The following is a 21,982-nucleotide window of genomic DNA, read 5'->3' on the forward strand; positions in this document are numbered from 1 at the left end:
GGCTTTTTTCGGGCAGACCCCATGAGCGATTCAGATTCCGATCCAAAACCAACGCGAAATTTGTATCCCAACGAACTCGCTGAGCAAAACCACAGCCGCGAACCGCGAGAAGACCTGCCGTGGCACGTCGCGTTCGATTTGAGCGAAACTGACCCAGGACTCGCCGAACGCTTGGCTGCCAATCCCGACACTGAATCGTATGTACGCGAAGCCTTGGTTGGCGATCGAATTCTCGCCGTGATTTTTCATGCAGGCCAATGGTATGCCATGGACGGAATCTGCACTCACCAGGGCGGACCGCTCGCCGAAGGCCATGTGGCCGATGGATGCGTGACATGCCCTTGGCACGGATGGCAATATGAACTGGAAACTGGAACGCAAACAACCAGCCGCCAACCCCTTCAAGCGGTCTTCCCAATCCGACAAAACGGCACGGCGATCGAAGTCCAACTGCCCTGAACTTTACCCGCCCAAATTCGCGGTTCGCGGCACTCAGGCAACATCGCCCGCAGTTGTGTCTCGTCTGACGTAGCATCATGCGAGTCGAAAAATCGGCATGTCGCAAAAGTTTCCGTCCCGGAGGATTGGCCACCTCGGACGAATCGATGACGGCTTGAACGGGTGAATTTTCCCAGTCGGATGCCTGCTCCAGTTGGCCATTCCGAATCGACCAGCCCCATCAAAGAGCAAAATTTCACACAAAAGTGTTGACTCGCGGACACATACCTGCATTATACAGATACTGGCGAAGCAAATGATTCCACTCTCCACTCCGCTTCCTTGCTACACGCACACGACAAATGTCATGACCGCAGAAAAACGGAACATCCGATTGCCGCGAGTTGCCATGGTCACCCGGATCCTTTTCGCATCATTCCTGTTTGGAACGGGAATCATGACGATGGGCTTTGCCATCAATGGCTATCCCGTCGGTGACACGCCCGATGACGTGGGACGATTCATGATCGCACTGGAGCAAACTGGTTATCTGATCTTCTGGGTTGGCTTTTTCAAAACCGTTGCTGGCGGTCTGATGTTTTTCCCTCGGACAGCGCCGCTGGCCGTTCTGATGTCGCTGCCGTATGTCGTCAACATTCTGCTTTACGTGACATTCTTTGCCCATCAATACCTCGTGATTGGGCTTCCTGATTTTGCAGCCTGCGCATTGTTGATTCACTGCTACTTCGATTGGTACCGGCCGATTTTGGCGAGCCCTACGGAACAGCCTGGACCAATGAGCACTTCAACCTCAACGCCTTCGGGAGGCGATCATGCATTTTGATTCAGAGTCTTCGCCTGGATTTGTCATTGGGCGAGTCGCTTACTTGATACGCACCGGAATGGGAGCGGAACTGAAGAAAGCCCGCTGGCCTTTTTCACCCGAGGAAACACAGACCTTGATCACGCTGTCCGATGCCGGCCAGCCTCTGAGCATGAACGAACTGGCATCGCGAATGATCCGTGATGCGACGACTGTGAAACGACAGTTGGATCGACTTGTCGAACATCAGTTCGTAGAGCGAAACGCCTCGAGCGAGGATGCTCGGATCGTGATGATCGGCTTGACCCGCCGAGGCGAGCAACGATTGCAGAAGGTCCTCCCGCTATTGGATGACCTGCGGAAGATCGCTTTGAAAGGAATTTCAAAGAAGGAACTGGATGCAGCACAAAACGTTCTGCATCACATGCAGAAAAACCTCAAGACCCATCTCACAAAGGATTAATCTCGTGAACAGAACTCACTTTCGAATCCGTTTTGGCAGAAGCTTGCGAACGACGATCTTACTTGGCTTCTTTGTGTTAGCTGCGGGCGTTGCCAATGGACAAACTCAGGTCGCCCCCGAAACCGCACTGAGGATGCTGAACGCTCAGCAACAGCAGTTCGAGAAGGGCGTGGTCAAAGTCGCCGACAATGTCTTCACTGCGGTTGGTTTTCACGGCGCAAACACATCCATGATCGTTGGTACCGACGGGGTCATCATCGTCGACACTCTTTTCGGCCCCTCCAGTGCGTCCAAAGCCGCGGCAGCCTTTCGGCAATACAGTGACAAACCGGTCAAAGCGATCATCTATACCCACAGCCACGGCGATCACATCGGCGGAGCGAGTGCTTTTGTCGGCGATGAGAAACCGGATGTCTACGCGACGGAAACGTTTGGTTCCGCCGAAGGCGTCAACAAAGCGGTTGATCCGGTGAAAGCGAAACGAAACGTACGCCAGTTTGGCCGCAATCTTCCGCCTTCAGAGAGCACCAACCGCGGTGTCGCTCCAGCCAATACCGAAGACGGCGACCGTGGCAAAGGATTCCTTCCACCGACGATCACCGTTCCTAGCGATGGACTCAAAACAACGATCGCGGGCGTGGAAATTGAATTCCACAACGGACCAGGCGAAACCGGGGATGCCATGTTCATCTGGCTCCCGAAAGAAAAGGTGTTGCTGGCGGGCGACAACTTCTACAGTTCCTTTCCCAACCTGTACGCAATTCGCGGCACGGCCTATCGCGATGTGCTGAACTGGTCAGAGAGTGTTGCCAAGATGGCGACTTTCAAACCACATGTTGTGATCCCTGGCCATACCATGCCGATTCAAGGTCAGGATGCCGCCACCACTGCACTGGCCGATTACAGCGAAGCAATCCGTAGTGTTTATGACCAAACTGTCCGTGGCATCAACGCCGGCAAAGGTCCGGATCAACTGGCACATGAAGTCAAGCTTCCCGCACACCTGAAAGACAAGCCGTACCTGCTTCAGTTCTATGGTTCGGTGCCGCATGCGGTACGAGCGATCTATGCTGGGCTGCTGGGTTGGTACGACGGCAACCCAACGACATTGAATCCGTTGGAACCCAAACTCAAGGCGAAGAAAATGGCAGATCTGGCGGGCGGCACACAGAAGCTGACCGAACAGATGGAATCCGCTTTGGCGAAAGAAGAATTCCAGTGGGCTTTGGAACTTTCCGACCATGTGAAATGGCTGGAAGATGCCGACGTCAAACTTGCCCGCAAGGTCAAGATCACAGCTCTCCGGGCCCTCGCCGCGAGAGAGTACAACGCGCCCAATCGCAATTACTACCTCAGCTACGCCAACGAACTCGAATCGGGGCAGTTGAGCGAAGTGTGGTTTTAGGGTTGCTGAGACGCGTTGGTCTGCAGCATGGGCCAAGGTTCATCTCGGTGGGGGACCACCGAGCGACAAGTGAAAACGACCGTTTGCCTAGGATAGGCCAGCGATCGTTTTTTCAATTCGTGCGGTCACCTTGTCTTTTCCCAAGACCGCGAGCGTGTCGAACATGCCGAAACCGCTGGCCGCTCCCGTCGTCGCCACTCGCAATGCGTGAATGATTTGCCCGATCTTGATGCCCTCGGATTCACAGAACGACTTCACGGTCGTTTCCACGTTGGCGGCGTCAAACTCGGTTGCTGCCTTCAAAGTCTCGTTCAGCTTCGCAAGCAACTCCTTTGCACCATCGGCTTTGGCCAAACGTTTCTCGTACGCTTTTTCGTCAACGGAATAATCGTCCACGAAGCAGTAGTCAAAGTCGACGATGTCACCGGCCATTTTCAAACGATCGCCAGCGGCTGCCAGAACAGCTTTCAACGTTTCGTCGGCATCGCCATCGGCAACAAAGCCTGCGGCAACTGCAAACGGACGCACCAATTCGGTTCGTTTCTCATCGGACAATTCCGCGAAGGCGTCGCCCTGGAACGATTGCAGTTTGGCCGGGTCGAATGAGGCGGGAGCTTTGTTGACGCGATCCAGAGTGAACTTCTCGATCATTTCCGCGATCGTGAACTTCTCGGTTTCGCCATCGAGCGACCACCCAAGCAACAACAAGTAATTCAGCAACGCATCGGGCAAGAATCCGATCTCGCGGTAGAAATCAACCAAGACAGGATTGAACGTGTCCGCGTCGACTTGCATGTTGCAACGCTCGGCGATCTTTTCGCCATGAGCCAGCAACACGGCGAAGTCGCGGTTCTTCTTGTACTTGTCGAGTTTGCGTTTGCTCAACTTGGCCGATCCACCAGGTTCAGCCACGTAGGGCAGGTGAGCGTAAATTGGCAATTCATACCCAAGCGACTGAGCGATGAAGACTTGGCGAGCCGTGTTGGGCAAGTGCTCCGCGGCGCGAACGACGTGGGTGATCTTCAGTTCGTGATCATCGACGACACTGGCCAGGTGATACAGCGGGCTGCCGTCTGCACGCGCGATCACGTGGTCTTGTTCGGACGCCCATTCGACAACGACTTCGCCGCGGATCAAATCTTGGATCACGCATTGACCTTCGCGTGGCATCTTCAGACGCACGACGCCTTGTCGACCTTCGGCTTCGAATTTGGCCGCGGTCGCTTCGTCTTCCGCCATCCAGCGTCGATCGTAGACAAACGCCTCGCCCCCTTTCTGAGCTTCTTCGCGAAGCGTTTGCAATTCTTCCGGTTTGGCAAAATCTCGATATGCATGGCCATCGGCGAGCAGCTTCTCGGCAGCGGCTCGGTACTGGTCACCTCGCTCCGATTGGAAGTAAGGGCCGTGGGGTCCGCCGACATCGGGGCCTTCATCCCAATCCATTCCGAGCCAACGAAAACCGTCCAAGATCGGTTTCAGGGCCGCATCGACGTTTCGTCCGGCGTCCGTGTCATCGATCCGAAGAATGAATTGCCCGCCAGCCTGTTTCGCGAGCAGCCAATTAAAAAGTGCGGTGCGGACGCCACCGATGTGCAAGTATCCGGTCGGGCTGGGGGCAAATCGCGTGCGAATCATGGTCGGAAAACAGTGAGGATAAAGAAGTGTGGGAACGACCGGAGGTGCTCGAGCTTGGATTGGTTCGGTTCGACCGGCGTGCAACATCAATGCTAGCAGGCCGCCGAAACTTTCCTAACCCGCCAACCAAAATCATGCCAGCCGCCCTCACCGTACGATGGGCTTCCCCAGCCCGTCGCAAACTCACTCCGTACGATGGGGTTCCAAGCCCGTCGCAAACTCACTCCGTACGATGGGGTTCCAAGCCCGTCGAAACCGACTCTGCACAATGCGTTTCCAAGCCCGTCGATGTGCGACGAAAATAAGTCCAGTGTGCGCGACGGTCTTGGAAGACCATCGTACTGGTCTGAGAACGACGAAAAGCCCGACGGGCCTGCAAGCAGACCGGTCGAGCTAGTCGTGGGGGTGGGTCGTGGATCCAACGCGCGTGTGTCGGACGACAACCACCCAAGCCTCCGCCCCTACGAAGGTGATGAGAACCGTTCCGAGTCTGCCAGCGATCAGCCGGTCAGTGACTCAGACTTGGTTCGTGTTCAGGTGTTTCAGCGAGGGATGGGTTTCCGCCGCACAGGTTGCGGTGCGTACTCGGCGGGTTCCGCAGCCGATGTTGCCGCGGGTGCCGTGTAAGCTGCCGGCTGGACTCGGCGAGCCGTTCCCCACGACGCACCATCGCTGGACGATGCGGCGGGCGATTGAAGTGGCTGAGCCGATTCAATCGAAGGAGCCGGAGTTGGGACAGTCACGGGAGGTGACAGCCGATCGATGGGCTGAGGAGCCTGCAACATTTCGTGAGTACTGTTGCCGTACTCGCTCAGTGGTTGATCGTCGATTCGGATCGGATCGCGAACGATTCCCATGTCCATTGGCAAGGCTTCGCCGTTGGCATCGCCGAAGATGACTTGGCCATCGGCCGCGTTCATCTCGAACTCGCCCGGTGGCAAGATTTGCCCGTGGGTGTTGGCTCCACTGCCGATGATCTGCGAAGCGGAGTCCGCATCACGAACCGGCCCTTGGCGAACCACACCTGGACGAGTCACGCCGTACTGCAGCTTCTTGCCAGCACTTCGTTCGCGAGCACGTTCCAGTGCATCCCAGTAGGCTTTCTTGTTCCAAGGTCCTTCTCGCAACACGATCCCGCTGTTGGCCAGCAAGGTGCCCTTCAAGTAGTCGACGTAGCTCAATGATTTGCTGTACTCAGCCAAGGCACGGTAGTAGTTGATTTCCGCTTGAGCCTTTCGTTGCTGACTTTGAAGGACCACGTTGATGTCACGTGTACCGGCTTCGAATTCAGCCAATCGAGTTTCCACTTCCGTTTCGAAAGCTTGCCACTGTTGTGCGTTGGTTTGCGTCAGTTGATAGTGCGACTGAGCCTTGCGAATCGCATCGGACAACTTGCTGACCATCAGACGTTCGTCTTCTTGCAACTTACTGCGGGCTGCAGCCAATCGGAACTTCGAACCTTGGATTCGAGCAAGCTCTCGGCGGCTACCAATCGCGGGAGGAGTCACTTCGAGGCGAACCGCCCCTTCTTGGAAATCACCACCGGTCAAACTGCCCAGTGCTGAACTTCCAGGTTCAGGAAATTCGCCGGTTCCACCATCAGGAGGACCAAGCGTGTCACCGACACCCACCCAGCGGTAAAGCAATGACAAGTTCACCTCGGGAAGGATTTGGTTCTTTGCTGAGATCAGCTCCAACTCTTGTTGTTTGATGCGGGTCTTCGTTCGACGCAATTCGGGCGACAGGTACAACATCTGTGCAACCGACTCGTTCCAGTCAAATTCAACACGTGCGAGGGTTGGCTCGTCGATGGGACGAATCAATCGACCATCGGTTGCCGCCAATCCCATCAACTCACGCAGACGGTTTTCCGAACCGTAAACACCGAACCGGTCAGGGCCAGGCAGGTTCGATCCGGCAAGTGCAGTTTCGAGCTGAGCCTTGAACTGAAAGTATTGACCTTTGGCTTGCGACAACTCTTGCAGTGTGCCGGTACCGTTTTCCAAAGCGAGTTGAGCAAACTGTGCCGTTGCGATCGCACTGTTACGACCGACCACCGAAGTGGCCACGTTGCGGTAAGCAACATACAGGTCCCAGTAGGCGTTCTCGACATCACGGACCAAGTTGCGAACCTGGACTTCGTATTCGGCAATCGACACGTCTTCGTTGAGGCTGGCCAAGACAACCGGAATTCGGTTGACCAAGGTGCCTCGGTTCCGCATCAATGGTTGCTGCACTTGAGCTTCCATCGAAACGGTGTAGTCACTCGAAACAACTCGCGATGCCGAGTTGGCTGCCAGCGGTGCGGTTGGCAGGTTGTTGTGTCCGTACACCAGTTGATGGCGAAGTGTGGCAACACCACCGGTAGCGAACCGTTTGCTGATCGCGGCTTGGGCCGTCACATCGTCGGATTGAAACAGCGAGGTTGAAACAGCACTGTTGCCCGAGTTTCGTGGACGGTCGGTGTTGCTGTAGCTGATGAAACCGCTGGCTTGAGCATCGAACTCAGCCAAAGCATCTTCGACACCGCCAACTTGGTTGGCTCGCAGAACACCACGAGGCAGCGTGCGGTTGCCATTGCTATCAACGGTCAACGGGACCGACTGAGTAGTTGATTGCTGGATGGCAACATCATAAATGCTGCCTACTTGCTCGAACGTGCTGCTGATGAACTGGTCAGCCACGTTTTGACGTGTTTCTGCGATGCCGCTGGTGGTGACGAAGAACTTCGCATTTTGCAACGCGATGTTGGTCGCTTCTTCCAGCGTCAAATCCCAGAACTGGTAGTCGTGGTTGCCGATCGCCAGCGGAGGCAACGCCTCCGTCGTTTCGGGCAGACTCTCCACGTCCACATCCGGATATTCAATCTGGGTGGCTGAGTTGAGATAGTAGTTCAGGTCCGGAGACTCGTTCAAGAAGAACGGCTGAGTTGGAGCGCACCCACAGGCGATCAGGAGGGTAATTCCCAATTGCAGTTGTGCAGTCAAACGGATCAATGAGCGATTCATGCCCTGGACTTCCCTGGCGCGGTGCCGCCGCAGAACATGCCCCACGAGTGCCGCGAGTGCGGCATGGCATGTCCCCGGTCGGGCCGAGTGTGGAAAGCCCCCCTACAAAAGTCTCGCCCATCATCGTTCCACCGAATGGAACGAGACCTTCATCCGAAAGTAGGTATCGGGTTCCGACCGGGCAAACTTTGACGGCAATCCGAAAAATCGTGAAGTTTTTCGCCAGCCGACTTTCAGGCTCGTTTACAAGCCAAATACGCGAGGATTCAGCCAACTCGCCCCATGAAGATTTGATGGGCAAAGAATGTTTCCTACTGAAGCGTCCAGTACAAAGGACGCTCGTGACGAAACACTTCCGTGAAACTTGCCTCCGCGCAGAACATTTGTCCAGGGACATCCCGTTGAACGGCGTTCCTCCCCAAGCCAATTGACTCGACGCAACAACGTCAGCCGAGATCGCTCCGCGTTTCTCAAATACGATGAGCCTTCACCTGAACCGTTGAAGACAATTGTTCTACTTCGCGACTCCCACTCGACCTCCCGCCAACTCTCTCGCCTGAAACCCACCATGAAACTCTCCCAGTGCCTGCATCGTTGCCTCCTGCCTCTTTCCTTCCTCGCACTTTGCCTCACCATTCCATGTTTCACGTCGCTGTGTCACGGCGATGAACCGGCACCTCAATGGTGGAAGGGAAACATCCACACGCATTCGCTGTGGAGTGACGGCGATCAATTCCCTGAGATGATTGCAGACTGGTACCAATCCGAAGGCTACAACTTTCTGGCCCTGACCGACCACAACGTGCTCAGCGAGGGTTCGCGATGGATGGACTACTCGAAAATCCTGCAACGCAGTGACGATGGGATCCTGGATCGCTACCGAGCACGATTCGGCAACGCCTGGGTGGAAACTCGGGGCACGGAAGGCGAAGCTGACTACCAAGTGCGACTCAAACCGCTCGATGAGTTCCGTTATTTGGTTGAACAGCATCACCAATTCATCCTGATTCCCGCGGAAGAAATCAGCGATCGCGGGGAAGGCAAACCGGTTCACATCAACGCAACGAACTTGGCCGAAGCCCTCGAACCCGCCGGAGGCGATACGGTTCGCCAAGTGATCGAAAACAACTTGCGAGCGATCCTGGAACACGAAAAGGCACACGGCCGAGAAGTTCTGCCGCACGTGAACCACCCGAACTTCCACTACGCGGTCACCGCCGAGGACCTCGCCTCAGTTGTCTCCGAACGTTTCTTCGAGGTCTACAACGGGCACCCGGGCGTCAACCATCTTGGCGATGACGAACACCCCAGCATCGAACGCATGTGGGACATCATTAACGCCCTGCGTCAGACTTCACTGAACGTCCCGCCGATGATGGGTATCGCAACCGATGACAGCCACGAGTATCACGGCAAACCCGGATCGCGTCCCGGCCGCGGTTGGGTGATGGTCCGCAGCCAATACCTGACGCCTGAACACCTGATCCGAGCAATGAAACGTGGCGACTTCTATGCATCTAGCGGAGTCAGCCTGGACGACGTGAAATACGATGCCAAATCGAAGACACTGTCGCTGAAAATCCAATCCAAACCCGACACGACGTACCAAACCAAATTCATCGCGACGCTGGCCAAAGAAGACGGTTTGATCGATGAACACCGAATTGGTGTGACCGTGGGAACGTCCGGCAGCCTTCAGCCCCAATACACGCTGACGGGGAAAGAACTTTATGTTCGGGCGGTCGTGACCAGCGACCAACCTCCCCGAGACCCGTCGTTCAAGGACCAAAAACAGCAGGCTTGGACACAGCCCGTTGGCTGGGAATCGCCCTGATTCGCTGTTTTCCGGCGGTTTGATCCCGCGAGATCCTGGGACCGTGCGTGAACTCTATGTTGATTGGCCGATTGGGGCAGGTTATCGTAGAAAGCATGAGCAAGAACAAAAACCTAAATATCTCCCGGGGTCCCGAAGGCTGGACCGTTCGAATCGTTCGCGAAGGCGAACAGCACTCCAAGTACTTTCGGTTCTCCGATGGTGGGATCCGAAAGTCGCTGGCCAAGGCCCAGAAATGGCGTGATGCCAAAATCAAAGAGCTCGGCGAGCGACAATGGCGCAAAGGGCCTCGCAAGAAACCCACCAACAACACGTCTGGCATTACAGGTGTCAGCCGAAACTTCTACGGCCGCTGGGTGGCGACTTGGCAGGAAGACGGGGTCCAACGTTTCTTGACGTTCAAGACAAAAAAAGAAGCCGTCGCACACCGAAAAGCGATGATCGAGGGAATGGGCTAGCAGGCTGTTGATTTATTGAGCCGCACCGCGTTAGCGGCGGTTGATTAGACGCCAACCGGGGCTAACGCCCAACGGCTAATGATTGTCATTCGGTATGCGACTAAATCAACAGCCTGCTAGCCGTACGACGGACTTCCGAGTCCGTCGGTGCCAAGGACGATTGACTTTGACGGATTTGGAAAGGCCATCGCTCCGCGCCCCAACCCAAGCGTTTTGGCAATCCGTTGTGCGTCCGCCACACGATGCCTGCGACATGGTCTTCGCCGTCGAATGGATCACTCGCCGGTCAGCTTTCCCATGCTGATTCGTTCTTCGACTTGGAATCCGAGCGATTGGTAAAACGCCACGACCTCGCTGTTGTCGGCGATCACTTGCAAGTTCACCTTGGGGCAACCACGACGAGTCAGCTCCGATTCGGCGTGCCGGACCAATCGCGTCCCCACGCCACGTCGTCGGAAGGCAAGCGACACCGCGACGGAATACAGCCATCCACGATGCCCGTCGTAACCAGCCATCACCGTGCCCGCCACGTTCACATCGTCCGTCGCCACAAAGAACAATCCATCGTCCGCAGCCATTTTGCGATCGATCGAGGTGCCAGGATCATTGTGCCCGGTAGATCGAGGGAACACCGCCAACCAAAGATCCACGACGGCGTCACGATCTTCGGCGACGTAATTGCGTATCAGCATGAATCCTCGCCCGAAAGACATTCCATTGACGCCCAAATAACAACTGCTTCGCGATCAAGGTCGCGAAGCCCCGCGACTCAAGGCAGCAAAAAAACCTGGAGCTTGCGGCATCCGTGGGCACCGAGCACCAAAGACTGCTCGATATCGGCCGTCTTGCTGGGGCCGGAAACAAAGACGCCAAAACCGGGACTGGGCGTACCGATTCGGGCATACGCTTCGTGCATGTTGTTCAGCAGATCAGATCTGGAAATCACAATCGCCAAGTACTGCGCAATGAAGATCATGACTCGATGAGGCAACGTTTTGCCATCGATCCAAATCGCTCCATTTTCCGCCACACCAAACTCGCCCCGAACGATTGTCCAGTCCAATGTCGACAATGCATGCGGGTCATCGATGGTTGCCAAATCCACGGTGGCCGTCACCGCATCAGGAACGGTCGAGGCAATCCGGCGTGCGGATTGGAAAACCTCGATGGTTTGCAACTTCTCGTGAATTTCGCTGGGCGAGTCGACCAAGTGAGCTTCGCCACCCACCGATGCCAAAGTTTCTTGAAACTGCTGCAGTCGGTCATCGAACTGAACGACGCGAGCGGGATCGATCGTGGGCAACTCGGGCGCGTCCACGACGCAACCTTTCAACCGATCCAAAATGACTTGCCGACTGTTGGATTGGGGTTCGCTCATGACTGCTCCTCCCGCGAAATCGTTTGCGAACCGGATGGTCGATTCTTGGCATACCACTCGTGAAACGACTCCTTCGGTGGCTCAGGGAGGTCTCGATCCTTCGCCCACGTGTTGAAGCGATTGTGAGTCAGCGATTTTGGGAGCACCTTCAACGCGACTCGGCCAAAGTAACCAGCCGCCGCGAACAAAGGCGGATTGCGGAACAGGAACGAAGCGGCTTTCATCGCCATTCGCTTGTTCCAAGCGACAAGACGCTTGCCCACCAGCACTTTTCGCCATGCAAGCAGCTGATGGTGCAAAGGAATCTTGACCGGGCAAACGTCGGTGCACGAACCGCAGAGACTGCATGCAAAAGGCAGACTCTTGTGAGCCTTGGCGTTTTTCGCCGGCCCCAAAACGCTGCCGATTGGCCCCGGCACGGTGGCTCGATAGCTGTGCCCGCCACTGCGTCGATAAACCGGGCAAGTGTTCATGCAAGCACCGCAACGGATGCAATGCAACGATTGGCGGAATGTCTTGCTGTCGCGAATTTTGGATCGACCGTTGTCGACCAAGACGATGTGCAGTTCGCTGTTTTCGTCGCGAGGCCCGTGGAAATGGGACGTGTAACTGGTAATCGGTTGGCCGGTCGCACTGCGAGCGAGCAAACGGGTGAAGACCGACAGATCCTGGAACCGCGGCACCAACTTTTCGATGCCCATGCAAGCGATGTGGATTCGCGGCAAAGAAACGCCCAAATCCGCATTGCCTTCGTTGGTGCAAACGACCAAACCGCCAGTGTCAGCGATTGCGAAGTTGACACCAGTGATCCCGACTTCACCGCTCAAGAATTTGCCACGCAAGTGCCCACGTGCGGCTTCGGTCAACACTTGCGGGTCGGACTCACCCGCTCGTGTCCCGAGGTGTTCGTGAAAGGTATCGCCGACCTCTTCCTTTTTGATGTGAATCGCAGGCAGCACGATGTGACTGGGGGTTTCGCCACGCAACTGAACAATGCGTTCGCCCAAGTCGGTGTCGACAACTTCGATGCCATTTTCGATCAAGTATTCGTTCAGACCGCACTCTTCGGTCAGCATCGATTTGCTTTTGACGATACGAAGCGTGTCGTTGCGGCGTAGCAAATCCAAGACGATGCGGTTGTGTTCTTCGGCGTCGGCAGCCCAATGAACAACCGCACCCAAACGAGTCGCGTTGGCCTCAAACTGCTGCAAGTACTCCGGCAGCTTCGCGATCGTGTGTGTCTTGATCGTCGATGCTTGCTCGCGAAGGTATTCCCATTCGGGAATCGACTGCGCTTGCTTGTCGCGTTTGCTTCGAACGAACCACAACGAATCATCATGCCAATGCGATCGAGACTCATTGGTCACGAACTCGCGAGCGGCGTTGGGGTGATCGACGATAGGAAGAGTGGATGTCAAGGAAATCACTTCGCTTAAAAATTCATTCAATCAGATAAGAACACCGGACCGGTCAGTCGGTTAACGACTCGCGATCGCCGGTGAGGATCGATCCGATCCCGACGAACCAGACTGCATCGCTTCGACCAGCACCTCAGCAATGTGCTTGACCGACATTGGCATGTTGCGTCGGCGAATCAACCCACCCATGTGCATCAGACAGCTCATGTCGCCGGCGATCATGACTTCGCTGCCGGAGGAGATGTGGTCGGTCACACGGTCGATCCCCATCGCCACGCTCGTCTCCCGTTCAGCAACCGCAAACGTGCCGCCAAAACCACAGCATTCATCGACCCGGGTGATCGGTTTGATTTCGATTCCGTCCAATGATTCCAGAAGCATCCGCATTTTGTCTTCTCGCGGCGTCATGTTTTCACTGCACGCCCCGAGACGCAATTCTCGTAAACCGTGGCAACTGGAATGAATGCTCACGGGGCGTTTGAAAGTTCCTGAAATCGAGCGAACCCCCAACCGGTCGACGACGAATTCACACAGCTCGAACGTGTTTTCACGCAAATGCTGGAATTCCGTGTCATCGGGCCGAAAGTAATCGGCATAATGATTCCGAATCATCGACGCACAACTGCCCGAGGGGCAGACCACTGCATCGTATCCCGCGAACCTTTTGACCCATTGCTTGGCGACGGGAGCCGTGTCAGCATCGCACCCGGTGTTGGCCATCGGTTGTCCGCAACAGGTTTGCCCCGCGGGATACTCGACCTGGACCCCTAAACGTTCCAACAGTGTCAATGTCGCAATCGCGACATCCGGAAAGAACTGGTCGATGTAGCAGGGGATGAACAGAGCAACAGTCATGCGAAGCTGAGAAGTGGGGCAGATGAGAGGAAAATCGCGCATGGAGGCAAACAGATCGCGCTAACGCAAAGAGTATAGACTAACGGTCCAGTGCCGTAGAGAACGCCCTCTGCGGAAATGGTTCCGGTTGATTTGTCGCTCCTCAAGAGTCAGGATGAAGTCCCTCCCCATTCGCTTCCTTCGGATGAAACATGATCTCCGCCGCCAAACCCACCACGTGCACGCTGGTTGTTTCCAAGGGACAATCTCGTAATCCGGCCAAACGAGGCCTGGAATCGGCGATCGCACAGGCCGCGGGACAGCTCGACGGTGTCGAAGTCATCATGGTCCCTCACTTGTACGATTTGCCCAAGGGTGGCGAATCTCTGGAATTGCTCCAGAAAATTGAGGGCGACCTGATCGTCTGCAGCTGGATTTTCTCGCGAGCCGCCCACTGGGTCCTCGACCGCAACGGAATCGGTGGCGCCACCGGCGAAGTCGAACTGGGTGCCGACGACCTGGACGAGGAAGAGGATCCTTCCGCGACCGCTGAATCAGCATCGGAAGAACAAGAGCCGGTCGATCGAGTGACGGATTTGTACCCGCGCCCCGACCGCACCATTCACTGCCTGGACCTGAAGGTTTCCGAGTCCGCTGACGACTTCATTGGCGAAATCAAACGCATATTGAACATCGCTGAAGAGGCCGATCGATCGCTGCCCATCGTGGGCGGCAAGATTGTCGAAGTCGACGAAACGACCAGCCGTCGCTGGTACCCGGTCATCGACTTCAGCCGCTGCACGAACTGCATGGAATGCATCGATTTCTGCTTGTTCGGCGTCTACGGCGTCGATGGAGTCGAAAACATTCTGGTGGAGCAACCCGACAATTGTCGCAAAGGTTGCCCGGCGTGCAGCCGAGTGTGTCCCGAGAATGCAATCATCTTCCCACAACACAAAGCCCCCGCGATCGCCGGCGCGGTGACCGAGGGAGACGAAGGATTCAAGATCGACCTGTCACAGCTCTTCGGTGCTCCCACCGACAAGAGCGACCCGATCGCGACCGCCGCCCGAGAACGCGACGAACAGTTGCTGCTCACCGGTCGTGAAGCGGTCGGGATCGACGACAATCTGAAAAAACGACAGGCTGCCTTGAACGAGAAACCCAAGGACAACCTGGATCGCCTGATCGATTCGCTGGACGAACTGGATCTGTAGAGTATTCGCCGCATGGTTTTCTTGGGCCAGGCGACTTCTATAACGACGGCCTTGGAAGGCCATCGTACTTGGGTGGTTGGTCCCTCTCGGCGGGGACCGCCGAGCGACAGGTTGAGAAACCGGAGCTATGCTTGCGGCTCGGTCATTTTCCAAGGATCCAACGCTTCGGTCAGAACGTCGTCGGCCAAGATCCCTTTTTCTTTGCACAGTTCGCGAATCGTTTGACCGGACTTGAACGCTTCCTTGGCCAGCGCAGCGGCTTGTTCGTATCCGATCAACGGGTTCAGACTGGTGCACATGGAGAGGCTCTGCTCCACCGAGGCTTCGCAAGCTTCTTCGTTGGGTTCCATGCCATCCAAGCAGAAATCGATGAACGCGGTGACACCACCGGCCAACAACTCGATGGACTCCAAGATGGTGTGAGCCATCACGGGCATCATGATGTTGAGCTGGAAGTTGCCGCCGCAGCCTCCGCTGACCGTCATGCAAGTGTCGTTGCCGATCACGCGGGCGGCGACCTGCATCAGCGACTCGCACATCACCGGATTGACCTTTCCGGGCATGATCGAGCTTCCCGGTTGGCGAGTCGGCAGTTTGACTTCATAAAAACCGCAACGAGGTCCGCTGCCCAGCCAGCGGATGTTGTTCGCCAGACCGAGCAACGTTTGAGCGACGCACTTCAATCCACCGTGTGAATCCACCAAACCATCGCGGTTCGCGTTGCCTTCGAAATGGTTGACCGCTTCGATGAAAGCGATGCCGGTTTGCTCTGACAAGCTGGCCGCGACGCGAGCACCAAATTCAGGGTGAGTGTTGATACCGCTGCCAACCGCCGTGCCACCGACGGGCAATTCCAGCACCGCGTCGCGGGCCGCTTCGGCGCGGGCGATCGACAATTCAATTTGACGAGCAAATCCGCCAAACTCCTGTCCCAATCGCAACGGCGTTGCGTCCATCAGGTGAGTGCGTCCGATCTTGATGATCTTGTCCCAAGCCTGGGCTTTTTCCGTCAGCGATTCGTGCATGCGTCGCAATGCTGGCAACAATCGATTTTCGATTTCGTAAGCGGCCGCAACATGAATCGCGGTTGGGAAGGTGTCGTTGGTCGATTGCCCCATGTTGATGTGATCGTTGGGGTGGATCGACTTTTCCTCCGCCATCCGGTCGCCGCCATCGATTTCGATCGCGCGATTGGACAGCACTTCGTTGATGTTCATGTTGCTGCTGGTGCCGCTGCCCGTCTGGAACACGTCCACGGGGAACTGATCCGCCAACTGTCCCTCGGCGACTTCCTTGGCCGCCGACAACATCGATTCGACTTGACCATCGCTAAGCGGGTTCTTGCCCGAACCCGTCAACTTTCCGAGATCGCGGTTGGCGATCCCGCATGCCAATTTGACGCGTCCCATCGCCGCGATCATCGACGGCGGGAGTTGCCAGCCGCTGACAGGAAAGTTCTCGACCGCACGTTGAGTCTGGGCACCGTAGTAAGCGTTTTGCGGCACGCGGACTTCGCCCATCGAGTCGCGTTCGGTTCGAAAATCGGTCATAGCGATAGCTGGATCAACAAGGAGGAAAAACGGGTCGTCAAAAGCAAAAACCGTGATGCCGGTCATGGTAGCAATCCACTGAAACGGCGCGAACGACGCCCGAAACCCAAACTCTGCGATGGTTTCTGCTACTATCTGGCGTTCGGTCGAATCGTAGGAAACGAATCGCAAGACACGGCGGCCGAAAGTTGGGTGGGCAGACTGCACTGCCCCCCAAAACTCTGGTCTTCACAATCGACATTGGATACGAATCGGATGATGCCTTGGGATAATGGGTCGGCGATGAAACGCTTGGCCGCTTGTTTGGGTTTGCTCTCGCTCGTGATGTTCTCGGGCAACCTCGATGCTGCTGAAGCCGCCGCTGAGGTTGGTTCACAAGCTGCTGAATCCATCTCCATGACTCCCATTTGGATGGTCCTGGCAGGCATCGTCAGTGTTTTGGCCATGATCATTGGGCTGAAACTCAACGCCTTCCTGGCTCTGATCATCTCGGCGCTTTTCGTCAGTCTCTTGGTTGGATTTCAATCCGGAGCCGATGCGGGATCCCGGATGGAAGCCGTCGTCTCGGCCTTTGGAGATTCGGCGGGTGGCGTTGGCATCGTCATCGCCATGGCGGCGATCATCGGCAAGTGCATGCTAGACAGCGGTTCAGCCGACCGGATCGTTCGCACCGCGGTCGGTGTCACCGGTGAAAAGAAAGCCTCGCTGGGTTTGATGGTCAGCGGTTTCATTCTCGCCGTGCCGGTGTTCTTCGATACCGTTTTCTATCTGCTGGTCCCCCTGGCTCGCAGCCTTCACAAACGAACGCAATCCAACTACCTGCGATATTTGATGGCCATCGCCACCGGCGGGGCGATCACACACACGTTGGTTCCACCGACTCCCGGCCCGCTATTGGTGTCCGCCATTTTGGGAGTGGACATCGGAATGATGATGGCCGTCGGTGCTGCCGTTGCCATCCCATCAGCGATACTCGGACTCGTGTTTTCAATCATCGTTGACAAAAAGATGCCGGTCCCGATGCGGCCGCTCGGTGCCAATGAAGACAAACACGAACCGTTGGCCGAAGAACAATTGCCGTCGCTTTGGGCTTCGATGTTACCGGTCATTCTGCCAGTGGCCTTGATTGGCGCGGGCACCCTGGCGACGACGTTGGCCGACAAGGAAGATCGTGCGGCGATCACCGCTGCTGACATCGAAAGCTTTGAATTGCTCAGCGAGAAGTTCACCGACGCCAGCGCCATGTCACCGGCCGGTCGTTTGGTCGGCAGCTCGAAACTGACCGACGAACAACGCGAAACGCTGAAGACTCCACCGACCAGCCCTGAACAAGAAGCCTTGTTTGTCGAAGCGATGAACGACGCTTTGCTTGATCCTAATTTTTACGATGCCGATGCCTTTGACGATGTCGATATCCCCGAAGTCAGCAGCAAATTGATGGCTGCCAACCAACTTCGAATGAAACCGGTCGATCGTCGTCGCATGAACCGTGCTCTCTTGGATGCGGCCTACCCGGAACTGCTCGCCGCTCATCGCTGGGACAGCTCGATGCGAAAGACCGCCAATTCACTCGGTCTATGGAGCAACCCGAACTTTGCTCTGCTGTTGGCTGCACTATCGGCGATTCTGACCTTCAAAATCGTTCGTCAGTTGTCATGGAGGGAGGTCGGCGTCGATGTCGAAGAGTCGTTGATGAGTGGCGGCGTCATTATCTTGATCACCGCCGCCGGGGGTGCGTTCGGAGCGATGCTCAGTGCGACCGAAATCGCTGACACGATCCAGCAATTCTTCGAAGGGCGCGAAGCCGCCGGATTGGCGATTCTCTTGCTCGCATGGTCGATCTCGGCCGTGTTGAAAGTCGCCCAAGGCAGCAGCACCGTCGCGATGATCATTGGTGCCGGGATGATGGCCGCGATCCTTGGCGGGCAACAGCCTCCATTCCACTTGGTCTACGTCGCGACGGCCGTGGGCAGTGGATCGCTGATGGGAAGCTGGATGAACGACAGTGGATTCTGGGTGTTCACCAAAATGGGCGGACTGACCGAAAGCGAATCCCTTCGAAGCTGGACGCCGTTGTTGGCAACCCTGTCCATCGGCGGTTTGGTCACCACGATCATCCTCAGCCAAGTCATCCCAATGGCAAGCTAACCGCAGGATTGCCCCTTAGGCCGTCGACCCTACTCCTGAAAGTACGATGGCCTTCCAAGGCCGTCGAAACGGATTGGGCGGAAACCTTCAGGTTTTCCGGAGGTATGCAGCTATGCAGCAACCCTCTGACTTCCCTACCGGGATGAAGAAGACAGAGGCCGAGCAGAAAAGCAGCAAGGAATCGCTTCGACGGACTTGGAAGTCCGTCGTACGGGCGGCAACACGAGGGCTTACTTGGCCGTGTTGGTGAAACGAGCCTCGCGGACCACGGTGACTTTGATCTCACCGGGGTAGGTCAGTTCTTTTTCAAAGGTCGATGCGATGTCGCGGCAGATCGCTGCGGCTCGTTCGTCGCTGACTTGTTGGCTGCCGACCATCACTCGCAATTCACGCCCCGCGGAGATGGCATAGGCCTGCTGCACACCATCAAAACGCTGAGCAATCGACTCCAACTCTTCCATTCGCTTGACATAACGTTCCAACGATTCGCGACGGGCACCGGGCCGGGACGCACTGCATGCATCCGCAGTTGCGACCAACATCGTGTACGGAAACTCCGTCACGATTTCGTCGTGGTGCCCCTTGGCCGCGTGCACCACTTCATCATTCTCTTTGCTGCGACGAAGCAAGTCGGCACCAATCTTCGGGTGCCCACCTTCGAGCTCGTGGTCCGCGGCTTTTCCGATGTCGTGAAGCAATCCGCAACGACGCGCCAGATCACCATCCAGTCCAATCATCTCAGCCATCATGCCGGCCAAGAACGCGACTTCGACACTGTGCCGCAGAACGTTTTGGCTGTACGACGTTCGGAAATGCAATCTTCCAAGCATCTCGATCACTCGATCGTGAAGCCCTGACACATTCACTTCGCCAGCTGCTTCTTGGCCCTTTTGCAAGATAAACGCCTGGATCTCTTTGCCAGCTTGCTCCACCGTCTCTTCGATTTTCGAAGGATGGATTCGACCGTCCGCGATCAGCTTCTCAAGTGACATGCGAGCGACCTCGCGGCGGACCGGATCAAAACCACTGACCACGACCACACCGGGGGTGTCATCAATGATCAGGTCCACACCGGTGGCTTTTTCAAAGGCGCGAATATTGCGACCTTCGCGACCGATGATGCGGCCTTTCATGTCATCGGTTGGCACCCCAACCGTGCTGGTCGTGGTGTCCGCTGTATGCACCGACGCGTAACGCTGCATCGCGGTGAGCAACATTTCGCGAGCCTGAGCGTCGACACGTCGCCCCAACTCTCGTTGATGCTTCAACACCGTCGAGCCGATCTCGTGCTCGAGATCTTGACGCAGCGATTGCATCAACTTCTCTGCGGCTTCCTCCTGAGTCATACCGCTGACCTTTTCGAGTGCTCGCTGACTTTCCTGGACCAATCGATCCAATTCAGCACGTTGCTCGGTCAGGTTCCGCATTTGGGCGGCCAATCGCGTTTGGCTGCTTTCTAGACCACGTTGGGCTTTGCGCAGCGACTCTTGTCCCGACGCGAGTTGATCTTCTCGAGCGTCGAGTTTGCGATCACGGATTTGTTCCGTTTCGCGCATGGCCGCGACCTCACGATCAGCTTCGGCCTTGATGGCCAATGCTTTTTCGCGAGCGTCGACGATGATTTGATTGCCTCTTGTTTCAGCTTCGCGCCGAGCGGATTCGAGCACCGCTTCGGCTTCGGCATCAAGCCGTTCTCGGCGTTTGACGGCCTGACGCTGGATGAAGGCCAGAACAGCGGCGATACCGAGGAAAAAGAAGAATAGGCAATAGAGGATTGTGGAGGCGAGTTGCGGATTCATTAGATTCTCGAAGCCGCTTGTTCATCCCAGGCGTGCACCAGTGGTCGAGCGGGTGCAGGACGCCTTGCATCACACATAATCGCAGCGAAACTGGGTTGGCAAAAGGGACGCCAACCGTCGCAACGCGAGTGAACAGCAGATAAATTATCAGCCACATGAGCAAAACGTCCAATGCGAAGCATGGGATTGAAAGCGGTGGTGTTAAGACGGAATCGCGAGTGTAACCGACCCAACTGACGCAGGAAACGGACACGAGCCCCCTTCGACGCTTCCAACCACCAAATGATCGGCGACGTGCTTCCAACCACCCCCAACGAGTCGCCCAACTGGCACCGCCTACGCCGTGCAATTCGGTCAACCTGGCCCAACCGTCACGGCCGATCATCGGACGTCGCGACGTTGGTTGGATGCAGCGGCGGTGCCGATAGCGTCGCATTGATCTGCCTGCTGGCTGAACTTTGGGCGGAGGAGTCGAACGGGCTCAACCCGGCAAACGAGACCGTGACAAAACCTGTCGCGCCGCTCGTCGTGGCACACTGCAATCACGGGCTCCGCGGTGAAGAATCAAATGCCGACGAAGCTTTTGTTCGTCAGATCTGCGATCAGTTGCAGTTGCCTCTCGTCATTCACCATGTTCCTCCGCTGAACAATTCTGCCACATCTGGCCCGGTGAGCGATGAACGAACGCTTCGGCAGATCCGCCGAGATTTTTTCGAACGCGCGGCCAAGCAACACGGATGCCGTTACGTGGCCGTGGCTCATTCGGCCGACGACCAGGCCGAGACGATGCTCCACCATTTCATTCGCGGAACCGGCCCGCTTGGATTGGCGGGAATCGCGGAGGCTTCCGAATTGGATACCGACATCGTTGTTCGTCGACCGCTCCTGCAGGTTCGCCGTGACACTCTGCGAGACGGTCTTCGCGAAATCGGTCAACCATGGCGGGAAGACGCCAGCAACCGACACACGATCTACACCCGCAATTGGATCCGCCACGATGTCCTGCCGCTGATTGAAAGCCGATACCCAAACGCGGTCGAAGCCATTCATCGCGCCGGGACGTTGCAACATGAGATGAACGAAATGGTTCGTCGATTGGCCGAGCGATGGTTGGAAGCATTCACGGATTTCAGTGGCGATCGCTGGACCATCCATACTGAACGACTGTCGAAATCAGCCACCCCAGAGAAACGGATGGATGATACAAACGCAGCATGCAGCTGGATGATCGAACGACCGGTCATCGTCGCGGCGAGCCAACTGGCCTGGGACCGTCTCGGTTGGTCTCGCGGATCCATGACGATGCAACACTGGCAACGCCTAACCGGTCTGATCAACGATCAATCCTGTTGGCACACTTCGGATATTGACGTCTCGACCAGCCAAGCTGTTGATGGGATCGACCATGGCGGTCACTTTCCCGGCGGCATCTGCCTGTCCGTCGAGGCCAAGCAGTTGGTGCTACGAAGCGAATAGAGAACGTTTCAATACCGAGTGTCCAACTCCTTTGCCACAGCGGCTGAGTGAGTGTTTTGCACCAACGCCTCCGAGAATCGACTTGCATTCTTTGCCAA

At 56.4% G+C, this 21,982-nt stretch carries 17 protein-coding genes; 9 read left to right on the forward strand and 8 right to left on the reverse strand.

What is annotated here, in order from left to right:
* Positions 1 to 21: 21 nt before the first annotated feature.
* From RB_RS15505 to RB_RS15520, 4 genes are all read left to right on the forward strand, one after another.
* Positions 22 to 459, forward strand: a complete 438-nt coding sequence (locus RB_RS15505) for a Rieske (2Fe-2S) protein (RefSeq protein ID WP_164922081.1) — start codon at positions 22 to 24, stop codon at positions 457 to 459.
* A gap of 346 nt (positions 460 to 805) precedes the next feature.
* Entirely contained in the window at positions 806 to 1,282 is a 477-nt protein-coding gene (locus RB_RS15510; RefSeq protein ID WP_164922889.1) for a hypothetical protein, read from the forward strand.
* The gene (locus RB_RS15515) at positions 1,272 to 1,724 is read left to right on the forward strand and encodes a MarR family winged helix-turn-helix transcriptional regulator (RefSeq protein ID WP_007325628.1); all 453 of its coding nucleotides are present in this window, start codon (positions 1,272 to 1,274) and stop codon (positions 1,722 to 1,724) included. The genes RB_RS15510 and RB_RS15515 overlap by 11 nt, the downstream gene beginning before the upstream one ends.
* 4 nt (positions 1,725 to 1,728) lie before the next feature.
* The gene (locus RB_RS15520) at positions 1,729 to 3,129 is read left to right on the forward strand and encodes an alkyl/aryl-sulfatase (RefSeq protein WP_164922082.1); all 1,401 of its coding nucleotides are present in this window, start codon (positions 1,729 to 1,731) and stop codon (positions 3,127 to 3,129) included.
* 87 nt (positions 3,130 to 3,216) lie between these two features.
* Here RB_RS15520 and gltX read toward each other — a convergent pair whose 3' ends face one another.
* Both gltX and RB_RS15530 read right to left on the reverse strand, forming a co-directional pair.
* A complete protein-coding gene (gene gltX, locus RB_RS15525; protein ID WP_164922083.1) occupies positions 3,217 to 4,764 on the reverse strand; it encodes a glutamate--tRNA ligase in 1,548 nt (515 codons plus the stop codon).
* Between the two features lie 542 nt (positions 4,765 to 5,306).
* Complete coding sequence (locus RB_RS15530; protein ID WP_164922084.1) at positions 5,307 to 7,772, reverse strand: TolC family protein; 2,466 nt, start codon at positions 7,770 to 7,772, stop codon at positions 5,307 to 5,309.
* A 568-nt stretch (positions 7,773 to 8,340) separates the two neighbouring features.
* Here RB_RS15530 and RB_RS15535 point away from each other — a divergent pair.
* Both RB_RS15535 and RB_RS15540 read left to right on the forward strand, forming a co-directional pair.
* Complete coding sequence (locus tag RB_RS15535; RefSeq protein ID WP_011121480.1) at positions 8,341 to 9,606, forward strand: CehA/McbA family metallohydrolase domain-containing protein; 1,266 nt, start codon at positions 8,341 to 8,343, stop codon at positions 9,604 to 9,606.
* 56 nt (positions 9,607 to 9,662) lie between these two features.
* A complete protein-coding gene (locus tag RB_RS15540) occupies positions 9,663 to 10,064 on the forward strand; it encodes a hypothetical protein (RefSeq protein ID WP_007325634.1) in 402 nt (133 codons plus the stop codon).
* 275 nt (positions 10,065 to 10,339) lie between these two features.
* Here the strand turns inward: RB_RS15540 and RB_RS15545 are convergent, their stop codons facing one another.
* The 4 genes from RB_RS15545 to RB_RS15560 all read right to left on the reverse strand — a co-directional run bounded on the left by RB_RS15545 (position 10,340) and on the right by RB_RS15560 (position 13,715).
* A complete protein-coding gene (locus RB_RS15545; protein ID WP_011121483.1) occupies positions 10,340 to 10,756 on the reverse strand; it encodes a GNAT family acetyltransferase in 417 nt (138 codons plus the stop codon).
* Positions 10,757 to 10,833: 77 nt separating this feature from the next.
* Entirely contained in the window at positions 10,834 to 11,442 is a 609-nt protein-coding gene (locus RB_RS15550) for a LutC/YkgG family protein (protein WP_164922085.1), read from the reverse strand.
* The gene (locus tag RB_RS15555) at positions 11,439 to 12,890 is read right to left on the reverse strand and encodes a lactate utilization protein B (protein ID WP_011121485.1); all 1,452 of its coding nucleotides are present in this window, start codon (positions 12,888 to 12,890) and stop codon (positions 11,439 to 11,441) included. The genes RB_RS15550 and RB_RS15555 overlap by 4 nt, the downstream gene beginning before the upstream one ends.
* Positions 12,891 to 12,920: 30 nt before the next feature.
* A complete protein-coding gene (locus tag RB_RS15560) occupies positions 12,921 to 13,715 on the reverse strand; it encodes a (Fe-S)-binding protein (RefSeq protein ID WP_164922086.1) in 795 nt (264 codons plus the stop codon).
* 191 nt (positions 13,716 to 13,906) lie between these two features.
* Between RB_RS15560 and RB_RS15565 the strand changes: the two genes are divergently transcribed.
* Positions 13,907 to 14,911 (forward strand): 4Fe-4S dicluster domain-containing protein, encoded by a 1,005-nt coding sequence (locus RB_RS15565; RefSeq protein ID WP_011121488.1) that lies wholly within the window; start codon positions 13,907 to 13,909, stop codon positions 14,909 to 14,911.
* 125 nt (positions 14,912 to 15,036) lie between these two features.
* Here RB_RS15565 and RB_RS15570 read toward each other — a convergent pair whose 3' ends face one another.
* Positions 15,037 to 16,461, reverse strand: a complete 1,425-nt coding sequence (locus tag RB_RS15570) for a class II fumarate hydratase (RefSeq protein WP_011121489.1) — start codon at positions 16,459 to 16,461, stop codon at positions 15,037 to 15,039.
* A 282-nt stretch (positions 16,462 to 16,743) separates the two neighbouring features.
* Here RB_RS15570 and RB_RS15575 point away from each other — a divergent pair, with 282 nt between their 5' ends.
* A complete protein-coding gene (locus tag RB_RS15575) occupies positions 16,744 to 18,609 on the forward strand; it encodes a GntP family permease (protein ID WP_164922890.1) in 1,866 nt (621 codons plus the stop codon).
* A gap of 230 nt (positions 18,610 to 18,839) precedes the next feature.
* Here the strand turns inward: RB_RS15575 and rny are convergent, their stop codons facing one another.
* Positions 18,840 to 20,408 (reverse strand): ribonuclease Y, encoded by a 1,569-nt coding sequence (rny, locus tag RB_RS15580; RefSeq protein ID WP_007325643.1) that lies wholly within the window; start codon positions 20,406 to 20,408, stop codon positions 18,840 to 18,842.
* Between the two features lie 294 nt (positions 20,409 to 20,702).
* On the opposite strand from rny, the gene tilS reads away from it, so the two are divergent.
* Positions 20,703 to 21,884, forward strand: a complete 1,182-nt coding sequence (tilS, locus tag RB_RS15585; RefSeq protein ID WP_231845683.1) for a tRNA lysidine(34) synthetase TilS — start codon at positions 20,703 to 20,705, stop codon at positions 21,882 to 21,884.
* The last annotated feature ends 98 nt before the right edge of the window (positions 21,885 to 21,982 follow it).

This window comes from Rhodopirellula baltica SH 1, assembly GCF_000196115.1.
Taxonomy (GTDB): Bacteria; Planctomycetota; Planctomycetia; order Pirellulales; family Pirellulaceae; genus Rhodopirellula; species Rhodopirellula baltica.

Excerpts from the sequence above, each read along its gene's own strand:
- RB_RS15505 (WP_164922081.1), top strand. The coding sequence starts at position 22 with ATGAGCGATTCAGATTCCGATCCAAAACCAACGCGAAATTTGTATCCC.
- RB_RS15510 (WP_164922889.1), top strand. The coding sequence starts at position 806 with ATGACCGCAGAAAAACGGAACATCCGATTGCCGCGAGTTGCCATGGTC.
- RB_RS15515 (WP_007325628.1), top strand. The coding sequence starts at position 1,272 with ATGCATTTTGATTCAGAGTCTTCGCCTGGATTTGTCATTGGGCGAGTC.
- gltX (WP_164922083.1), bottom strand. The coding sequence starts at position 4,764 with ATGATTCGCACGCGATTTGCCCCCAGCCCGACCGGATACTTGCACATC.
- RB_RS15530 (WP_164922084.1), bottom strand. The coding sequence starts at position 7,772 with ATGAATCGCTCATTGATCCGTTTGACTGCACAACTGCAATTGGGAATT.
- RB_RS15535 (WP_011121480.1), top strand. The coding sequence starts at position 8,341 with ATGAAACTCTCCCAGTGCCTGCATCGTTGCCTCCTGCCTCTTTCCTTC.
- RB_RS15540 (WP_007325634.1), top strand. The coding sequence starts at position 9,663 with ATGTTGATTGGCCGATTGGGGCAGGTTATCGTAGAAAGCATGAGCAAG.
- RB_RS15545 (WP_011121483.1), bottom strand. The coding sequence starts at position 10,756 with ATGCTGATACGCAATTACGTCGCCGAAGATCGTGACGCCGTCGTGGAT.
- RB_RS15550 (WP_164922085.1), bottom strand. The coding sequence starts at position 11,442 with ATGAGCGAACCCCAATCCAACAGTCGGCAAGTCATTTTGGATCGGTTG.
- RB_RS15560 (WP_164922086.1), bottom strand. The coding sequence starts at position 13,715 with ATGACTGTTGCTCTGTTCATCCCCTGCTACATCGACCAGTTCTTTCCG.
- RB_RS15565 (WP_011121488.1), top strand. The coding sequence starts at position 13,907 with ATGATCTCCGCCGCCAAACCCACCACGTGCACGCTGGTTGTTTCCAAG.
- RB_RS15570 (WP_011121489.1), bottom strand. The coding sequence starts at position 16,461 with ATGACCGATTTTCGAACCGAACGCGACTCGATGGGCGAAGTCCGCGTG.
- RB_RS15575 (WP_164922890.1), top strand. The coding sequence starts at position 16,744 with ATGAAACGCTTGGCCGCTTGTTTGGGTTTGCTCTCGCTCGTGATGTTC.
- rny (WP_007325643.1), bottom strand. The coding sequence starts at position 20,408 with ATGAATCCGCAACTCGCCTCCACAATCCTCTATTGCCTATTCTTCTTT.